The organism is Pullulanibacillus pueri, assembly GCF_014639255.1.
GTDB lineage: Bacteria > Bacillota > Bacilli > Bacillales > Sporolactobacillaceae > Pullulanibacillus > Pullulanibacillus pueri.
The window spans coordinates 34,063-52,899 of the sequence record NZ_BMFV01000035.1; the positions used below are offsets into that span (position 1 = coordinate 34,063).

The window sequence follows — 18,837 nt, forward strand, 5'->3', positions numbered from 1 at the left end:
GTAACTGGGGAGGTATTTCTCTATTGATAAAAATATCAGCTTCTCTTATGTGCGGAAACCCTCTAAAACTAGGTGAGGAATTAAGAAGATTAGAAGAAGCTAAAGTAGATATGATTCATTGTGATATTATGGATGGTGTTTTCGTTCCTAATATAACACTAGGGATATACATGCTAAAGGCATTTAAAGAACAGACCAAGATACCACTAGATGTTCATTTAATGGTTATGAATCCTGATTTGTTTTTAGAGGAATTAGCGGAAATAGGGGTAGACTTTGTCACAGTACATTCAGAAACAACCTTACATTTACACAGAATCATACACAAAATCAAAGATTTGGGAATGTGTGTTGGTGTTGCATTAAATCCATCTACACCAGTTGAAAACATTAAACATGTCATAAAAGATATCGATCTTATAATAATTATGACTGTTAATCCTGGTTTTGCAGGACAAGCATTCATAGAAAATACCTTGGAGAAAATTACAGAGGTAAAGAAGCTTCTAGAGTTAAAAAATGTAAATGCAATGATTGAAGTGGACGGCAATATTAATAAAACAACTATACCAAGGGTAATAAATTCAGGTGCAGATGTACTTGTACTTGGGACTTCCTCAATATTTAAAGGTCCAGATACAGATTATAAAGAAGAAGTAGAACAAATAAGAAAATATACTGAACAAAAGATGTCAAAATAGGAGGCTGTTATGTATCCCATAAAATTTGATACTATTTATATCTCAAAACCATGGGGAAGCAGAAAGTTGAGAGAGTTTAAGCCCAATCTACCAAAGGGGATTATAGGAGAAACATGGGAAATATCCTGCCATCCGGAAAATGTAAGTATTATTGCCAATGGTCAATTTAAAGGAATGAAATTAACAGATCTTATTGAACTAGAAGGTCAAAAACTATTGGGAACTAAAATTGAGTCTGATTGGTTTCCATTAATGCTTCGCTATGTAAGTGCTGAAGAGAAACTATCTATACAAGTCCATCCTACTGATGAATTCGCCCATGAGAAAAAAGAACCAATGGGTAAGGTAGAGGCTTGGTATATATTAGATGCAAAAGAAGGTGCCTTTCTATATGCGGGTGTCCAAACAGGAGATAAGACCGTTTTAAAGAGGGCAGCACTTAATGGTACTATTGAAAACTATTTAAAGAAAGTTTATGTAGAAAAGGGTGATGTGGTTTTTATTCCTAGTGGTCTTATACATGCAATCTGCGAAGATGTCACTCTTGTGGAACTATGCTGTAATAGTAACACAACCTACAGAATTTATGATTATAGCAGGGGTAGGGGCTTGGATTTAGAGTATGCTTTTCAAGTTGCAGATTTAAAGTCCACCGAATTGATCACAAAGGGTCTAGAAACAAAACGACAGGGTTACACAAAAAGCTACTTATGCTTAGACAAACATTTTGCTTGGGAAAACTATACAATAGAACAAAGTCTCAGAGAAAAAAGTGATCCTGAACGATTTTACTTATTTACCTGCGTGGAAGGGAACGGTAGGATTATTTATAACAACACATATGAATCAATTAACAGTGGAGAAACTTTCTTAATTCCTGCTCAACTAGGGGAGTATACATTCGAGGGGAGAATGAAAGTTTTAAAAAGTTATGTTCCTAAACTAGATAATGTGAGGGAAGAGATATTGAGAGAGATTGAATATGGAAGCCAGGAGTCTAAATAAATTTTTATTACACCAAATTAAGGTTAAAACATTTTAAAAGTTAATAGATTGATTTAGTTTCGAAACTTATAATTAATATTAGAACCACAACCAAAGCTCAGCCAAGAAGAAAGGTTTCCTTAATTGTCAATTAGGGACCGGAAAACCTGGATTCTGAAGGAGCTACTCCGTTGTGGTTTATTTTATGGAGTTTACAACTCTATAATATTGTAAAAATTATTTACACTCAAAATGATCATTTCATTAAGCTATCTTGTTTTGAAAAATTTTTAATACCTCTCTTCAAAAAACCCTTCATGAATTGACTGATTTTTCTTTATACTTAGTATGAGGCGAATCGTTCCGCTAAAATACTTCGCCTTCCACGGGCACGGCCTCAGTTCACTTTGGATTGGGTCTTTTAGTGCTCCAAAGTGAATCTTCGGACGCGTGCTGTTCCCGTAGGACTAAGGAAAGTAACTAGGAGAATACTCTCAGAAAAAATCGTCATTCTCACGATTTTTTGAGTCTCCGTATTTTGACCACGTTCTCCTTTTCCTACTCAATCTTTGAACTTACATTGCTCGGTATTTGTCTTCATTGTTTTTTTGTCTCAACCTCTTTTGCCATTAATTTTACAAAACACTGTTTTTTTATAAAAGAAAACTGAATTTTAAATTTAAGGGGGGGAAGGGATTTCATATAATAAAGAGGGAATTAAACGGTGACAGTTCATAAGAGTTTTAAAAAGATTCTTTGGACAAAGCTTTGTGGGATACAAAAGGAAGGGTAAAAACACTCTCTGTTTGGAGGATTAACTAATGAATAGAATTGCAATTTGTGGATTAAGCAACAGGGCAATGGGAATGTATATCGAGCCTATCTTCACTAATTTCTCGGATAACAATCAAATTGTTGGTCTTCTTGACCCTGACCCTCGCCGTTATGAATTAGCAAAGGAAAGTTTCCCCAAGCTCAATACTGTCCCTTTATTTAGCCCAGATCGATTTCAACAAATGGTAGAAGAAATTAGGCCGAATACGATAATCGTTACAAGCAGAGATAATACCCATATTGATTATATCTTACAGGGTTTGAAAAACGATTTAACAGTGATTACCGAGAAACCTATGGTTATAAATGCCAACGATGCCAGGAGAGTTGTGGAGGCAGAAAAAAACAGCAACGGAAAAGTAATTGTGACCTTCAATTATCGATATAATCCCTTTCATAGAAAAATTAAAGAGATGATTTTAGAAGGTAAAATCGGCCGGGTTACATCCGTTGATTTGAATTGGTATGTGGATACATACCATGGTGCGAGTTATTTTAAAAGATGGAATCGCAACAGAAAACATTCTGGCGGGTTATCGATTCATAAATCTACACACCATTTTGACTTGGTCAATTGGTGGATTAATCAAACCCCGGAGCAAATCTTTGCTTATGGTGCTTTGAATTACTATGGAAAGAATGGTGAACTGAATCCCAGTCCAATTGACAATCGTTATTGTGGTAGTTGTGAGGAGAAGATCAACTGCCAATATTATATGCGGTGGTCCAATCGAAGAAATAATATCACTGCAAAGGATGACCATATTAAGGTGGACAGTATTGAAAAGTCTTCACGAAACTATACCAATTATCGTCCAGATTCTTGCATTTTTGACCAAGAAATTGATATAGAAGATACCTATGCTGTAACGGTTAAATATAAACAAGGGGCCTTCTTAAGCTATTCGGTTAATTTCTCTCTTCCCTATGAAGGTTATCGACTTGCGATCAATGGAACGAAAGGAAGAATTGAGACACAAGAATTTGATGAACCAAGCCGGGTTCCATTCCCTATTCCTGAACAAACGATTGACTATTATCCCCTCTTTGGTTCAAAAGAGGTGATCCATGTTGTACAAAATGAAGGGGGACATGGCGGAGGTGACCCATTGCTTCAAGAAGATCTTTTTCTAGGGGTGGACCCCGTTAGACCATTTCCTATTTTAGCTGGAGCAGAGGCTGGCGCCTATTCGATTGCAATGGGAGAAGCTGTTTGGCGGTCTAGTAAAGAGAATAGACCGTTTAGCATTGAAGAACTGCTTCGAGAGCCCAGCCATCCCTCTCATTAAATGGTGAGAGATGTGGCGTAACACTCTCCTTTTTAGGCGGGGGTGTCTTCTGCCCCCTGATAAGTTTATTAGATAACTAGATTTCAAGAGTTTAATCATTTAAGGGCATAGAAATAGCGTGGCCCACTTAGGTTGGAGATTTTATCTTTTTGGCAATTTTTTCATGTCGTGATTGATATAAGAAGACCTGTAAGACAAGGAGGTTCACTATGAGTAAGGATGCCTTTGTTCTAATTGATCAAAATACGATAATACGTCCGCCAGAGTCCATTTCTTCCCCTGTGCAGCACGCATTAAATATGATTAGACGGGATCACGAAAAAGTATTTGGTAAGATACCTGAATTAACAAACTCTCCTAGTGCTGCTCCTGATTTGATCGTCCGCTATGCCTTGCCTGAAGACCGCTGTCCAAATTGGCCAGAGACCTTTTGTTTTCGGTTTCATCTGATCAATGGGAAATGGACAATGCACATCATTGGCCAGGATGATCTTGGAATTATCTATGGACTGCTGTATTACAGTCAACACTATTTAGGGGTTGATCCATTCTGGTTTTGGGCCGACTTGCCAATCTCAACAAAGGTAAGGGTGGAGATACCGACAACTGACTATAATTCAGAAAAATTCAAAGTGAAGTATCGCGGCTGGTTTGTTAATGATGAGGTCTGTTTAATTGGGTGGAAGGAAGACTATCCACCGTCAAAAGAAATATGGTACCCCGTCTTTGAAGCCTTATTACGGTGTGGAGGGAATATGGTGATTCCTGGAACGGATCTTCCGAAAGAGGGCATTCATGCCAAGCTGGCTTCGGAAATGGGCCTATGGGTCACGCATCATCACGCTGAACCATTAGGGGCGGAAATGTTTTTGCGTGCTTATCCTGGGAAGAATCCAAATTATATGGAACATCCGGAGTTGTTCGAACAGCTTTGGAGAGAGGCCATTTTAAAACAAAAAGATCAAAAAGTGATCTGGGTTCTTTCGTTCCGCGGTCAGGGTGATGCTCCTTTCTGGTTAAATACGCCTGAGTTCGATACACCTCAAAAACGAGGTGAGATGATTTCAAAAGTGGTTGAAAAACAATATCAAATGGTATGTGAATCGATCGAGAATCCCGTTTGCTGCATGGCCTTGTACGGTGAAATCTCAGAGTTGTACAAACAAGGCTATATAAGTGTTCCAGATGGTGTTATTAAAATTTGGGCTGACAATGGATACGGAAAGATGGTTTCACGGAGACGTGAAAATGAGAACCTTCGAATACCTTCATTACCTGCTTATGGAGACCCGGGAGAACATGGAATCTACTATCATGTCACTTTTCATGACCTGCAAGCATCCAATCATTTAACAATGTTTCCGTCCCCTCTTGAATTGGTAAAAGGAGAGATCGAACAGGCCTTTGAAACTGGGGCTCATTCCTATCTATTGCTCAATAGCGGGAATATTCGGATGCATCTCTATCCATTAGATTTAGTCAGTCATTTATGGAGAACCGGAGAAGTCCAGATTATTCCGCATTTAGAGGCTTTTGTTCAGCGACTTTATTCATCATACCACAAGCGGATTGAGCATGTGTATCGGGATTATTCAAACCACACTATATCTTATGGACCCCATCCAGATGATCAGGCAGGTGAGCAATTCTATCATCACCCTGCTAGACACATTATCGGACATTGGCTTCAAGGTAAGTGTCATTTACCTGTGCGCAGTCTATTTTGGGCGACTGGTGAGGTTCCTTTTAACGATCAAATCAATTGGTTTAAGGCGAAATGTGAGGAGGCTCTTTTGGGCTGGATGGATTTATTAGAGGAGTGCTGCGATTTATTCATTCATCTGGGGGATGAGGATCAAAGGCGTTTCTATGACCAACTCATGATGCAAGTTGAATTACATGCTTCCGGATGCAGGGGAATGATTGCTTTATGTGACGCTTACTATTCGTTTGCCAAACAGAACTATGCTGTTGCCTTCGTACAAGTCTCCCAGTCGATTCGTTCTTACAATGAAAGTCTTCTTGCATTACGGAAGGCTGAACAGTATAAATGGAAGCATTTTTACCGGGCCGATTGGCTAACCAACATAAAAAGTACTTTATATAGTTTGGAATCATTACGTAAATATATTAGGATGCAGGAGGACAGCCCGGACTTCTTTCTATGGTACAAAAAATACTTAATGTCAGAAACAGAAAAGTATATCTATCTGGAAAATACTCATCGAAAGCCATTATCAGATGACGATCTCGCACAGCAATTAGAAGAACTGTTTAGAAAACATCTTGGATGAGTTGTTAGAATCATGCTGTTATAAAGGAAAAGCGATGACCCACTTTTACTAGGTTCTTTTCCTCATTCATCTGTTTCTGCCGAAGGGTTTTAAGTGCTGTCTATACTTAAAACCTTTCTCCCGTTTAATTCATTTGCCCGTTAGTATAAAATAAGTTTAATGACTAGAGAAGGTTAGGAAGCGTATCAAGTGTTCTGATAGTCGCGTCTATTTTTTTGAGGGTCTATGTATGCGTTATCATTTTTAATAAAATTCTAAAAAGAGCCAAATTGGAGACATCACAAATGACACGGATGTTTAAAAAGAGTTATGGTGATCTTAAATTTAAATACAAGCTGTTTACTTTAATTTCATTAATTATGATCATTTCCTTTTCTTTTACCTTTATAGGACTCCAATATGCTTTTTATAGTTACGATAAGCAACTTTACAGAAAATCATCCCAGCTTCTGAGTTCTTCATCTAGCAGTATTGAAAACGAGCTCCAAAAAATAAAAGATGTTTCTTATAATATTGTCACAGACCCTCAGGTTCAAAAGGACTTGATCTCCCAAATTACACATTCTAATAGCTATGATCGATTTTTGATTCGATCTAACATGACAGACAAGCTTTTAAGCTATGTTAACAACAATCCATACATTCAATCCATTGATTTAGTGGATGTAAATGGACAGGATAGCAATGTTGGGACAAGAACAGTTAAATTAACAGAGAAACAACAGACAACGATCATCAATATGGCTAAAAAGGAACACGGCACAGCAGTCTGGATCAATCCTGAGGGCAAAGACTTAACTCTTTTTATAGCTCGAGAGGTTCGAGAGTATAATGACCTAAGCTTTAGGTCGATTGGTACGTTGATTATAAGGATTGATATTGATCACCTTGTAAATGGACTGCTGCAGGGAACTAATGAGTCAAACGGGGATTTTATAATTTTTGATAAGCAAGGGCTTATTTATCCTCAAAGAATCAACAGCGCCTACAAACATCTGACACTTTCATTAAACCAAAATTCTGGATATGAAATTAGGAAAATGGGAGAAAAGAATTACTTTATTGTCCATTTTAAATCCCATTACCTTGACTGGGATTATGTAAATGTCATCCCATTTAATGAAATTTTTCAAAAGGTTGGGGTTGTAAAAACAGCTTTAATCCTCATTTTTATCATCATGTATGTTATTGTAGCCATTTTGGGACTCAGATTTGCTCGAAACATCACAAGCCCATTAGAGAATCTCGTAAATGGCATGCACTATGCACAAATCGGAGATTTTAAAGAGGCACAAAAAGGATTCTTAAAGCCTGCCTTTTTGCATGATGATGAGGTGGGACAGCTGCACAAAAACTTTCAAAAAATGATTCAAAAAATTGACGAGCTTGTAAACGAAAACCTTTCAAAGCAGATTACAATAAAAGAAACAGAATTCAAAGCCTTACAAGCTCAAATTAATCCTCATTTTTTATATAATACTTTGGAATCCATCAATTGGTTGGCCAAAATGGGGGATCAGGAACAAATTTCAAAGATGGTAGAAGCTCTTGGATTTTTGCTTCGAAACTCCATTAGTTTAAAAAAGCCGCTGATTACAATTGAATCTGAACTTAATATTGTTGAAAATTATATTATTATACAAAAGTATCGATTTGAGGAGAGATTAAACTTCACGATTAATGTGAATCCTGATGTATTTGACTTTTTAATCCCGAAGCTAACCCTGCAGCCACTTGTGGAAAATGCTATCAATTATGCACTGGAGACTAGGATTGAATCTTGCAACATTCGCATCGAGTCTATTTTATATCAAGAGAACTTCCAGCTTATTGTTGAGGATAATGGTCCGGGAATGGATCCTGCTATTTTAGAAAAGGTAAAAAAGGGAGAAATCAAAACCCGGGGGCAAGGCATCGGGTTATCCAACATAGATGAACGAATTAAGCTTTTATTTGGGTCGCAATATGGTGTAACGATTGAAAGCCAACCTAATAACGGAACAAAAATCCTTATACTTCTTCCTTACAAAAGGGGTGAAGAACATGTTCAAAGTGATGTTAGTTGATGATGAGCGCATTATTGTGGATGGAATTTCAAAGGTGATTAAATGGGAATCACTCGGGACACGTTTAATTGGAACGGCCAGAAATGGGATAGAAGCCTACGAGATTATCAAACAAAACCGACCTGACATTGTGATTAGTGATATTAAAATGCCAGGGATGAATGGCTTGGAATTGGTTAAAAAGGTGAATAACACCTTCCCAGAAACAAAGTTTATTTTATTATCAGGGTTCAGTGAATTTGATTATGCCAAACAAGCCATGGAATTTGGTGTTAAGCATTACCTGTTGAAGCCATGTAATGAAAAAAACATTATCGCAGCATTGGGAGAAATTTGTGGGGAGTTGAATCAGGCGAGCGAGCATGAACAGTTTATTCAAAGAATGAAGGATACGCTTGAGGATGTTCTCCCGTACGCCAAGGAGCAAAAACTAAAGGAATTTGTAACAAATATAAATGAAAATAGTGATCTATCTTCATATCAACATTTATTCCAAACTGATTTAATGATGACCAATGTCCGTTTAATGTTGTTCCAATTAGAAGGGGACTTTCAATATGAGCAATTATTTGCCTTGAAAAATATAAGCGAGCACACTTTTGAAACATACACTCTGTGCTGTACCGTAGGAGAACTTATTTTAATTCTCATAAAAGACGTGGAAGCATATATAGAAATTCAAAGGAAGCTTGAAAGGATTAGAGAGACTTTCTTTCAATATTATAAATTGGATTGCACGATTGCCGTCAGCGATTCAGGAAAACTGAATCACGCCAATAAATTGTATAAGGAAGCTCTCGAATGTCTCCATTATCGTTTTTATTTAGGGGAAGGAAGCATTATCACAACTAGAGATATTGGGATTAGAAATAGCCCTGATCAAAAAGCAGTTTATTATGATGATCAGAAATTTTGCCGACTTGTTAAATCCGGATGCTGGGAGGATGTGGAGCTAGAGATCCATGATTTTTTTAAGCGCCTGATCGATTTAAGAATTGATACTTATGCAACCAAATCCTATGTGATTCAACTCTTTAATGCCATGATTCGTTTGTGTGATTCCAAAAAGATGAACACTTATTTATCCAAACTGCCTATTCTTTTGGAAATGGAGACAATCCAAGCGATGCAATCCTTTTTTCAAACGATCGCAAATGAACTTACCGGATATTTCTATCATCAAAATAAAAACAAACACTCATCTATTATTAACCAAGTCATTGAAATCGTTAAAGAGCATATCAGTGATCCCAATTTAAACCTGCAGTGGGTGGCCAATGAAATGTTATATATGAATGCGGATTATCTTGGTAAGCTTTTTAAAAAAGAAACGGGAGAGAAATTTACAAACTTTTTAACTCGCATCCGAATTGATACCGCGATTCATATGCTTGAAACCCAGAGTGATGTTAAAATTTTCGAGTTAGCGGATCAACTGGGCTTTGGTGAGAATTCGCAATATTTTAGTCAAGTCTTTAAAAAGCAAACAGGTTTTACGCCATCAGAGTATAAACGAGAAATGGCTTATGGTGTATAGAGGTAATGTAAAGGAGGATCATGATCATAAAAAAACAAATCGTCTTTATTGTTCCTCTTATATTTTTTTTGATCTTAAGCGGTTGTACCAATCGTTCGACCTCTGCTTCAATAAAGAGTCAGGAGCCTGTGATCCTTAAAATGGCTTGGTGGGGAGAACAGCCAAGGAATGATGCGACAGAGCAGGTTATCCACTTGTTTGAAAAAGAGCATCCGGATATTAAAATTGAGTTTGAATATTTAAACTGGGACGATTATTGGAAGAAGCTCGATCCGCTGGCAGCTGCGAATCAATTACCGGATATTATCCAAATGGACCTGCTTTATTTAAAACCATACAGTAAAAGCCATTTATTGGAGGACCTGACCCCTTATATTAAAAACCACACTATTGATACAAAATCCGTTGATGGGAAGGTTCTTTCATCAGGTGTAGTAGATGATAAACTAGTCGGAATGCCGTTAGGTCTCAATGCGCCTCTTGTTCTTTTGAATAAATCAATGCTTTCAGGAGAAGGGTTATCCTGCCCAAAAGCGGATTGGACATGGACAGATTTTGAAAATATAGTTCTAGACGTTCACAAAAGCAGTCAACTCTATGGAACAAATGGTCTAGAATCACCGGAAGTGTTTTTTCAATATTATTTGCAAACAAAAGGAGAAAGTCTATATAACTCAGACGGGACATCTCTAGGATATGATAACGATCAATTATTTATTGACTATTTTAATATGCAATTACATTTACTTAATCAAGGGGCCATGCCGACTGCTCAAGTTATGCAGCAAATCAATAGAATTGCAGACGAACCTTTAGTTAATCAGCAAGCCGCCATGACCTGGACACATTCCAATCAGTATTATAGTTTTTCACAGGCTGCCAAAGAGCCTTTTCAAATCCTCCCTCCTCCAGGCCCTGGCCAAAATTCGGGTTTGGTTGTGAAGCCTGGTCAGTTTTTTTCGATAGCGAAGGGATCAAAACATAAGAAGGAAGCAGCTAAATTCATTAATTTCTTTATTAATAATATTGAGGCGAACAAACTATTAAAAGCAGAACGTGGTGTTCCAGTGGCTTCTAATGTAGCGAATGAAGTTAAAAAGGAATTGCCTAATGACCAGAAAAAGATTTTTGATTATGTGGAACGTGTTGAAAGTAATAATCCTAACATTGAAAAAGCATACCCCATTGGAGCTGTCCAAGTTGTTGATAACTTGGAGGATATTTCAAATCAAGTGTTGTTTAAAAAAATAACGCCAGAAAAAGGGGCAAGGCTCTTTAGAAAAGAAGCAAACCTTGTCCTTTCGAAAAATAAAAAGGGCTAATTTAACTTGGTAAGATTCTATATTTACAGGATTCCTGTTGAGATAGAATCTTATTTTTTTGCCTAAATAAAATAACGGTTTTTTAAACAAAGAGGTCTGTTATTTGAATTCAGAAAATTATAACACAAGCCTATAATTATAAATGTAAACACTTACATTTCTAAGGGGGATTAAGAACCGATGAAAAAAGTTATTATGGCACTGTTTTCGCTATTACTTGTTTTTGCCTTAACCGCTTGCGGTGGAAGCGCCAGTACTAATAGTAATAACAGCTCTGGAAGTGACAAAAAAGTCACGATTCGTATTGCTTGGTGAGGAAATCAACCGAGAGATGATTATACATTAAAAATTATTAAAATGTACGAGAAAAAGCATCCGAATGTAAAAATTGAACCTGAGTATGCAACTTGGGATGATTATTGGAAAAAACTTTCTCCGGAAGCAGCAGCTAATCAACTACCAGATATTATTCAGATGGATCCATCTTACATTACACAATATGCAAACAACAATCAATTAGCAGATTTGAAGCCATATCTTGGCAAAGAAATAGACACAAGTGATCTCAGCCAGAACTTTCTTGACACTGGAAAAATTAATGGCAACTATTATGGACTTAGTGCGGGGGGCGTTGCTGTCAGTTACCAATACGACCCTGAGTTGTTGAAAAAGGCGGGCATTGATTCCATCCCTGAAAATTGGACGTGGACTGATTATGAAAATATGGCTAAGAAGGCAGCTGCCGCAGGTCTATATTTTGTAGATGGACCAGGGCAAGCTCCAGATGTTGAATTCAACTATTATTTAAGAACTTTTGGGAAAAGCCTGTACAGTAAAGATGGCAAATCCTTGGGCTATACAGATGACCAGCTGTTTGTAGACTACTTTAAAATGTATGCCGAAATGGTCAAAGGGAAAGCGATTCCATCACCCGATGTAGAAGCACAAGTAAAAGGACTTGAAGATGATCCTGTTGTCAAACAACAATCGATCGGTATTGTCCAATGGGCTACCCAAATGGCTCCTCTACAGGAAGCAGCCAACAGACCGCTTGAAATAACCGGTATGCCAGGGCCAAACGCTGATAAGGGATTGTTTATAAAGCCCTCCATGTATTGGTCAATTGCTAACAGCTCCAAAAATAAATCAGAGGCTGCCAAGTTCGTCGATTTCTTGACCAATAATATTGAGGCGAACAAATTAATGCTTGGTGATCGCGGTGTTCCTGGATCTCCTAAAGTCCAAAAAGCATTAGAACCTTTATTAACCCCAGCGAATAAACAAGTATTTGAATATATGGCTTGGGCTCAAGACCATAGTTCAGCTTATAACGGTCCAGATCCTTCTGGAGCTGGTCAAGTGATCACTCTTTTAACCAACGTATCTGATCAAATTGCTTATGGGAAAATGAAGCCGGAAGAAGCGGCCAAACAGTTTAGACAACAAGCTAATGCAATTTTAGCTACCTCAAAATAAGAAATATTTCATAACCTAATCCGATAGCTGATCCTTTTTCGGATCAGCTATTCCCCTTTCTTCTTGGGGACTGTTTAAAGAAAGAGGAGTTGAGATGGCTATATGAGTGTTCAGAAAGCTGAAAAAGAAATTCAGCAGAATAGTATGTCTGCGCCTGTTATGAGGCCAAAAAATAAAAAAAGTAAACTTAAGAAAAATTTAGAGGGTTATGCCTTTATAAGTCCATTTATTATCGGATTTTTGGCGTTTACCATCATTCCTATTCTTACATCACTCTACTTATCGTTTACAAATTATAATTTGTTTTCCGCACCACACTGGATCGGATTCGCAAACTATAAAAAACTGTTTACAGATGACCCAAGATATTGGCATTCGGTAAGAGTGACCCTTATCTATGTATTTGCAGGAGTTCCATTAAGGCTTGCCTTCGCTCTACTCATTGCTATGCTGTTAAACACCGCATCAAGGGCAGTCGGTTTGTACCGCTCCTTATTTTACTTGCCATCCTTGATCGGAGGTAGTGTTTCGGTTGCGATTATGTGGCGTAATATTTTTGGAGATCAAGGGATTATCAATCTTTTGCTAAAATTTCTAGGGATTCCAGTTGTTCACTGGTTCGGAAATCCGTCAGCTGCTCTGTGGATGTTAATTTTTCTGTCCATTTGGCAGTTCGGGTCATCGATGCTTATCTTCCTGGCTGGATTGAAGGGTATTTCTAAAAGTTATTATGAAGCCGCAAGTATGGATGGTGCCAACGGATGGCAGAGATTCAATAAAATTACGCTTCCTATGCTTAGTCCCATTATATTATTTAATCTGGTTATGCAAACTATAAGTGCTTTTATGACCTTCGTACCCGCCTTTATCATTTCAAAAGGTACGGGAGGTCCATTGGATGGCACCCTTTTATACTCACTTTATCTCTTCCTGCAAGGCTTCTCATTTTTCAATATGGGCTATGCCTCTGCAATGGCTTGGATCATGCTTATTTTTGTAGGAATATTAACAGGCTTTATTTTCTTGACCTCAAAATTATGGGTTCATTACGAATCAGAAGGAGGCAGATGACCTATGCGGGCTAAATCAGTTAAGTGGTGGATTTACCATATTCTTGTTGGTGGCTTTGCCGTTCTCATGTTATATCCAGTTATCTGGCTCCTTATGAGTTCTTTTAAACCTAGTAATACTATTTTTACGACGGCCCAATCACTGATTCCACATCCATGGGTATGGACTAACTTCTTAGATGGTTGGAAGGGGATTGGTGGAAACTCTTTTGGTCTGTTTATCAAGAATACAGCTGTGCTCGTTATCCTGACAATGATTGGACAAATAATATCTTGCTCAGTCATAGCCTTTGGGTTTGCTAGATTGGAATTTAAAGGAAAGGCCTTTTGGTTTGCGGTGATGCTTGTCACCTTAATGCTTCCAAATGAAGTCGTTATGGTACCGCAATACATTCTATTTTCCAAATTTGGATGGCTCAATTCCATAAAACCACTCGTTGTGCCTGGCTATTTTGGTCAACCGTTCTTTATCTTTTTATTGGTTCAATTTATACGTACCATACCAAGAGAGCTTGATGAAGCCGCTACTATTGATGGGTGCAACACCTTTAGTATCTTTTCAAGAATTATAGTGCCATTAATCAAGCCAGCATTAGCTACAATTGCTATTTTCTCATTTTATTGGTCTTGGGATAACTTACTAGGACCTGTCTTATACTTAAACAGCCCGACCAAGTACACCGTTTCTATGGCATTAAATATGTTCTTGAGCAATGAATCTGTTTCAAATTGGGGTGCCATGTTTGCGATGTCAGTAGTGACACTCATACCTGTTTTGGTGGTCTTCTTTATCTTTCAGCGTTCAGTTGTCGAAGGCATTAGTACAAGCGGGTTAAAAGGTTAATAGAAGGAGGGGACTACATGGATACCTATGGTATTTGGAGTGGTTTATACAAAGCGATGGACTGGATCATGAAACTTGCGATCTTAAATATTCTATGGATTTTGTTTTCTTTGGCGGGTCTCATTGTTTTTGGTTTCTTTCCCTCTACAGTTGCCATGTTTAGCGTTGTTCGAAAATGGATGATTGGAAACGAAGAGATCCCGATTTTAAAAACCTTCTGGACGGCTTATAAAAGAGAGTTTCTAAAAAGTAATCTATTAGGAATCGCCATTATTTTGGTCGGCCTCGTTTTACTCTTAGACTTTTTATTTTTGCAAAGGTTCCATAATGGGATCACATCGTTACTTTATATTCCATTTTTGATTGTAACTTGCCTGTTCGTATGTATGCTGTTTTATATGATACCGATATTTGTTCATTATGAGATGAAGATTCCACAAGTTATTAAAAATTCTTTTTTTGTCGTGTTGATGAATCCGATCCCTACTTTTTTTATGCTCCTCGGCAGTGTTTTCATTATCTTAGGCCTAACATTTGTGCCGCCTATTAGTCTCTTATTTAGCGGAAATCTCCTTGCCTTATTATTCATGAAGCCCGCTTGTAATGCGTTTAACAAAATCTATGTCAAGCATCGAACTTAAGGACTTTCTCGTTGCTTCCACTTTTAAGGGGTAGCGAGAGTAGAAGATTAAACCTATTTATTAAGGTGTTTTCATAAACTTTGTTGCTTTATAAGTAAGCAAAAATAGACGCGCTTTCCGCGAGTAATCCGCAACTTGAAATTCACGAAAAGATCGGGTCTTGAGGCTTCTTCATGCAGACTTGCTTAAAAAGCCTGGGTCAATATGTTGTGATGCCCGTCTTACAGAGAAAAAAGTAACCGCCTTGCCTCAGATAGAGAGTAGGCAGTTACTTTTTTCTTTTTTGTTACTATTATCTTTTGGGTCAACCGCTCTTTTTATTATACGGCCATCATAAATGAAACATACTTAGGGCTCAATAAAGAAGCAGTGCATGTCGGGACATAGGGACAGGTTTACTGTCCCAGGCAATGGCTTGGCTTCCTATCCGTTAATTTCAAGGATACTCCACAAACGCACTCTAAATATACTTTATGTTCAATAGAGATAAAGCCTAGGAGTCTGTTACCAAACGAAATTTATCAAATAATATTCAGGAACATACATTCTCTTATTCGTGTATCTATGATAAAATAAAACGAGCAACTACATAGCAGGGTGGCGGCTGACACTCCCTTTAGGAAGGGGGTGTAGCTTATGACGACATCTGAAACTTTAACAATTGTAATAGCAGCTCTAACCTTAGAAGCTGTCTATACAGCAACTATTGTTGCCATTGTCGTCGCGATAACAAAATAGAAATAGCCACCCTGCTCCCAAGTTAGGTGACTATTTCTTAGTACTTAAATTTGGTTAGCCGCTAACTCTGCGGCATGTAGTTGCACCAGACTGAGCGTTTGCCGCGCTCAGTCTCTTTTATTATACGATCATTATAAATGAAATATACTTAGGGTTCAATAAAGAAGCTCTTTGGGACATAGGGACAGGTTTACTGTCCCAGAGCCATAGCTATCCCTCACGTTAATTTTAAGGATACCCCACAAATTCACTCTAAATATACTTTATGTTCAATAGAGATAAAGCCTAGGTGCCTGTTACCAAACGAAATTTATCAAATAATATTCAGGAACATACATTCCGTTCGTTGTGTATCTATGATAAAATAAAACGAGCAACTACATAGCAGGGTGGCGGCTGACACTCCCTTTAGGAAGGGGGTGTAGCTTATGACGACATCTGAAACTTTAACAATTGTAATAGCAGCTCTAACCTTAGAAGCTGTCTATACAGCTACTATTGTTGGTATTGTCGTCGCGATAACAAAAAAGAAATAGCCACCCATAGCTTGGCCCGCTAGGTGACTATTTCATAGAACCTTAATAAGGTCAGCCGCTCACTTTGCGGCATGTAGTTGCGAAAGACTGAGCATTCACAGCGCTTAGTCTCTTTTTTATTATACGTTCATTATATATTTATTATACTTTGAGTTCAATGGATACGATTCTTGTGATTCCATTTGTTTCGAGCGGACGGAGATAAGTAGAAGCATTGAGGAAGTGCATGTTTTCCTCATCAGCCATTATAAATGAAATATACTTAGGGTTCAATAGCGATGATTGCGACTCTTGAATCCATACGTTTTTGAACGCCAAGTACCTGTCACCACTGAAGAAATCTATTAAAGGGATGAAAATTGCTTATAGTTCTTACTTTGATGTCTATCTATATAGTAGATAAGGAAGTTCAAGAGTACGAAATGGTGCTATTTCTTGATGAATCATAAAAAAAGAGAACCCTGTTTTAACCTTTGCTATCCTAAGGTTTCAAAGATAAAAACTTCCATAAATAGAAAGTGATAACCTTTTGGGCTGCTGACCATATATTATAGAGAAAGTCATTTTACCTAAAGGAGTGCTTATGTTGAATGGAAGGAGTTCCTACCAAAATGTTAATGACAATTGGGAAAGAAAAGGCACAGATTCATTACGTACTTCCCCTAATAAACGTCCAAATATCTTAGTCCTCATGGTTGATGAAGAACGCTATCCGCCAGTTTACGAAAGTGAGGAAGTTAAAGAATGGAGAAAGAAAAACTTAATATTCCACGAAATAATGCGAGAAAAGGGGGTGGAGTTCAAGCACCATTATATTGGTTCAGCAGCGTGTAGCCCTAGTCGAACAACATTGTTCACGGGACAATACCCATCCTTACATGGTGTTACGCAAACAACCGGAGCAGCGAAGGGTGCCTTTGATCCCGATGTGTATTGGCTAGATCAGAGCACCGTTCCAACGATGGGTGATTATTTTCGAGAGGCCGGTTATCAAACATTTTATAAAGGGAAATGGCATCTTTCAGATGAAGATATTCTTATTCCTGCCACTCATAATGCTTTCCCAAGTTATAATACACAAAACGGTTCCCCCTTACCTAAAAAGGAACGAATTTACAGGGATGCCAATCGACTCGATGATTATGGTTTTACGGGTTGGATAGGGCCGGAACCTCATGGAACAGACCCACGTAATTCAGGTTCATCAGCACGTATTGGGTTAAGCGGTCGTGATGTTATCTACAGTGAGGAAGCGGTGAAGCTCATAGAGACACTCGATAAAAGCGAATCAGGGAAAGACAACCCTTGGCTCATGGTCGCCTCTTTTGTGAATCCACACGATATTACCTTGTTCGGAGAGCTCACTGAGAAAAGTCCCTATTATGAGTTTGATGTCGGTGAAGATGTTCCAACGATTGCGCCACCGCCCACTTTGGATGAGTCACTTGTGAAGCGGGACATAGGGACAGGTTTACTGTCCCAGGCAATGGCTTCGCTTCCTACCCGTTAATTTTAAGGATACTCCACAAACGCACTCTCATCTTCCTCGATGGTAAACATCCCCGTTCCCTTCATCTTGATTGCTTTTTCTAAATCTATTAGACTGCTGGACTGGAGTTGGGGAGTGTAGGATTGATAGTATTGACGGGATTCTAGGAGCTTGCACCGGTATTGGGCGGCACGGTTGAGTTTCATTTCAAAGGTTCCGAAATGGATCGGGAGAGTTTTAACTTGATAGTTGGTGAATTGGATTAGGGTCCCGTCTTGTGCATCCTCACAATTTTTAATGTGTTGGTGGATGAGCCAGATACATTCGCGGTTCTTGGGTGAGGTCAGGGGAAAGAGGGTGATCTCGAAAGCATCACTGATGGCAATCGGCGCCATATGTGTGTAATTTAATAAGGCTGCTGCCCCTTCTTTCCGCCCTTTATAACTTGAACCGAAGAATTTACATGACTCATCAATAATCGTGAGGGGCTTGCGAGTCACCTGAAGGACGCGATAGCTTTCGATCACCAGTGTCCAATGCTCTCCGAATGGACTGTCAATAGGTAATAAGGCCATGGTCTCCGGGTTAATCACATAATGGGCTTGAGAATGAATGGTTTCCATTGTCGATCTTCCTCTCCTAAAAGATTAGTGTGATTTCTTGAATTTATTATGCAGAATGCCTCCGAAAATGTATAAGTCAGAAAATGTGTTTTTCTGAGGTCTCATTCCCTTGAAAACGTCATTTTTCTCCACTGAAAATGGCAATTTCCCATTATGGGGTTTCCTCAAGTTAATAACATCCTATCAATTTAAAAACTTTAACATGCTAATTTAGATGTGTCTTGCGGTGGTTTTCCCGAAGGACGCATAAGAAAAACCCTCTTTAACCTGAAAAAGGAAATAGAGGGCAGCATCAATTTATGGTTAGATTAAAAGAGAGTCACTTCTTAATCTGGCACCTATGTCAAGGACACAATAAAAAAAGAGGTTAAGCAACTAGAAGATGATTCCTAT

Annotated in this window: 14 protein-coding genes; 13 read left to right on the forward strand and 1 reads right to left on the reverse strand. The window is 38.2% G+C overall.

Features of this window, described 5'->3' with window-relative positions; all coding sequences use genetic code 11:
• Nucleotides 1-23 precede the first annotated feature (23 nt).
• From rpe to IEV91_RS17670, 13 genes are all read left to right on the forward strand, one after another.
• Nucleotides 24-701, forward strand: coding sequence for a ribulose-phosphate 3-epimerase (gene rpe / locus IEV91_RS17615; protein ID WP_188498747.1), 678 nt, complete (start codon nucleotides 24-26; stop codon nucleotides 699-701).
• Between the two features lie 9 nt (nucleotides 702-710).
• The gene (locus tag IEV91_RS17620; RefSeq protein ID WP_188498748.1) at nucleotides 711-1,706 is read left to right on the forward strand and encodes a type I phosphomannose isomerase catalytic subunit; all 996 of its coding nucleotides are present in this window, start codon (nucleotides 711-713) and stop codon (nucleotides 1,704-1,706) included.
• Between the two features lie 800 nt (nucleotides 1,707-2,506).
• Nucleotides 2,507-3,808 (forward strand): Gfo/Idh/MocA family protein, encoded by a 1,302-nt coding sequence (locus IEV91_RS17625; protein ID WP_188498749.1) that lies wholly within the window; start codon nucleotides 2,507-2,509, stop codon nucleotides 3,806-3,808.
• Between the two features lie 209 nt (nucleotides 3,809-4,017).
• The gene (locus IEV91_RS17630; RefSeq protein ID WP_188498750.1) at nucleotides 4,018-6,102 is read left to right on the forward strand and encodes a glycosyl hydrolase 115 family protein; all 2,085 of its coding nucleotides are present in this window, start codon (nucleotides 4,018-4,020) and stop codon (nucleotides 6,100-6,102) included.
• A gap of 284 nt (nucleotides 6,103-6,386) precedes the next feature.
• Nucleotides 6,387-8,168 (forward strand): sensor histidine kinase, encoded by a 1,782-nt coding sequence (locus IEV91_RS17635; protein WP_188498751.1) that lies wholly within the window; start codon nucleotides 6,387-6,389, stop codon nucleotides 8,166-8,168.
• Nucleotides 8,146-9,705, forward strand: a complete 1,560-nt coding sequence (locus IEV91_RS17640; RefSeq protein ID WP_188498752.1) for a response regulator transcription factor — start codon at nucleotides 8,146-8,148, stop codon at nucleotides 9,703-9,705. Before IEV91_RS17635 ends, IEV91_RS17640 begins: the two co-directional genes overlap by 23 nt.
• A gap of 20 nt (nucleotides 9,706-9,725) precedes the next feature.
• Nucleotides 9,726-11,027, forward strand: a complete 1,302-nt coding sequence (locus IEV91_RS17645) for an ABC transporter substrate-binding protein (RefSeq protein ID WP_188498753.1) — start codon at nucleotides 9,726-9,728, stop codon at nucleotides 11,025-11,027.
• Nucleotides 11,028-11,207: 180 nt separating this feature from the next.
• Nucleotides 11,208-11,342: a hypothetical protein gene (locus tag IEV91_RS21995; protein WP_308420046.1), complete on the forward strand. Its 135-nt coding sequence runs from the start codon at nucleotides 11,208-11,210 to the stop codon at nucleotides 11,340-11,342.
• Nucleotides 11,343-11,375: 33 nt separating this feature from the next.
• A complete protein-coding gene (locus IEV91_RS17650; protein ID WP_338106081.1) occupies nucleotides 11,376-12,503 on the forward strand; it encodes an ABC transporter substrate-binding protein in 1,128 nt (375 codons plus the stop codon).
• Nucleotides 12,504-12,662: 159 nt separating this feature from the next.
• Entirely contained in the window at nucleotides 12,663-13,574 is a 912-nt protein-coding gene (locus tag IEV91_RS17655; RefSeq protein ID WP_188498764.1) for a carbohydrate ABC transporter permease, read from the forward strand.
• Between the two features lie 3 nt (nucleotides 13,575-13,577).
• Nucleotides 13,578-14,417: a carbohydrate ABC transporter permease gene (locus IEV91_RS17660; RefSeq protein ID WP_188498754.1), complete on the forward strand. Its 840-nt coding sequence runs from the start codon at nucleotides 13,578-13,580 to the stop codon at nucleotides 14,415-14,417.
• A 17-nt stretch (nucleotides 14,418-14,434) separates the two neighbouring features.
• Nucleotides 14,435-15,058, forward strand: a complete 624-nt coding sequence (locus IEV91_RS17665; protein ID WP_188498755.1) for a YesL family protein — start codon at nucleotides 14,435-14,437, stop codon at nucleotides 15,056-15,058.
• 1,857 nt (nucleotides 15,059-16,915) lie between these two features.
• Complete coding sequence (locus IEV91_RS17670; RefSeq protein ID WP_188498756.1) at nucleotides 16,916-17,842, forward strand: sulfatase-like hydrolase/transferase; 927 nt, start codon at nucleotides 16,916-16,918, stop codon at nucleotides 17,840-17,842.
• Nucleotides 17,843-17,844: 2 nt separating this feature from the next.
• Here the strand turns inward: IEV91_RS17670 and IEV91_RS17675 are convergent, their stop codons facing one another.
• Nucleotides 17,845-18,444: a competence protein ComK gene (locus IEV91_RS17675; RefSeq protein WP_188498757.1), complete on the reverse strand. Its 600-nt coding sequence runs from the start codon at nucleotides 18,442-18,444 to the stop codon at nucleotides 17,845-17,847.
• Nucleotides 18,445-18,837: the final 393 nt, after the last annotated feature.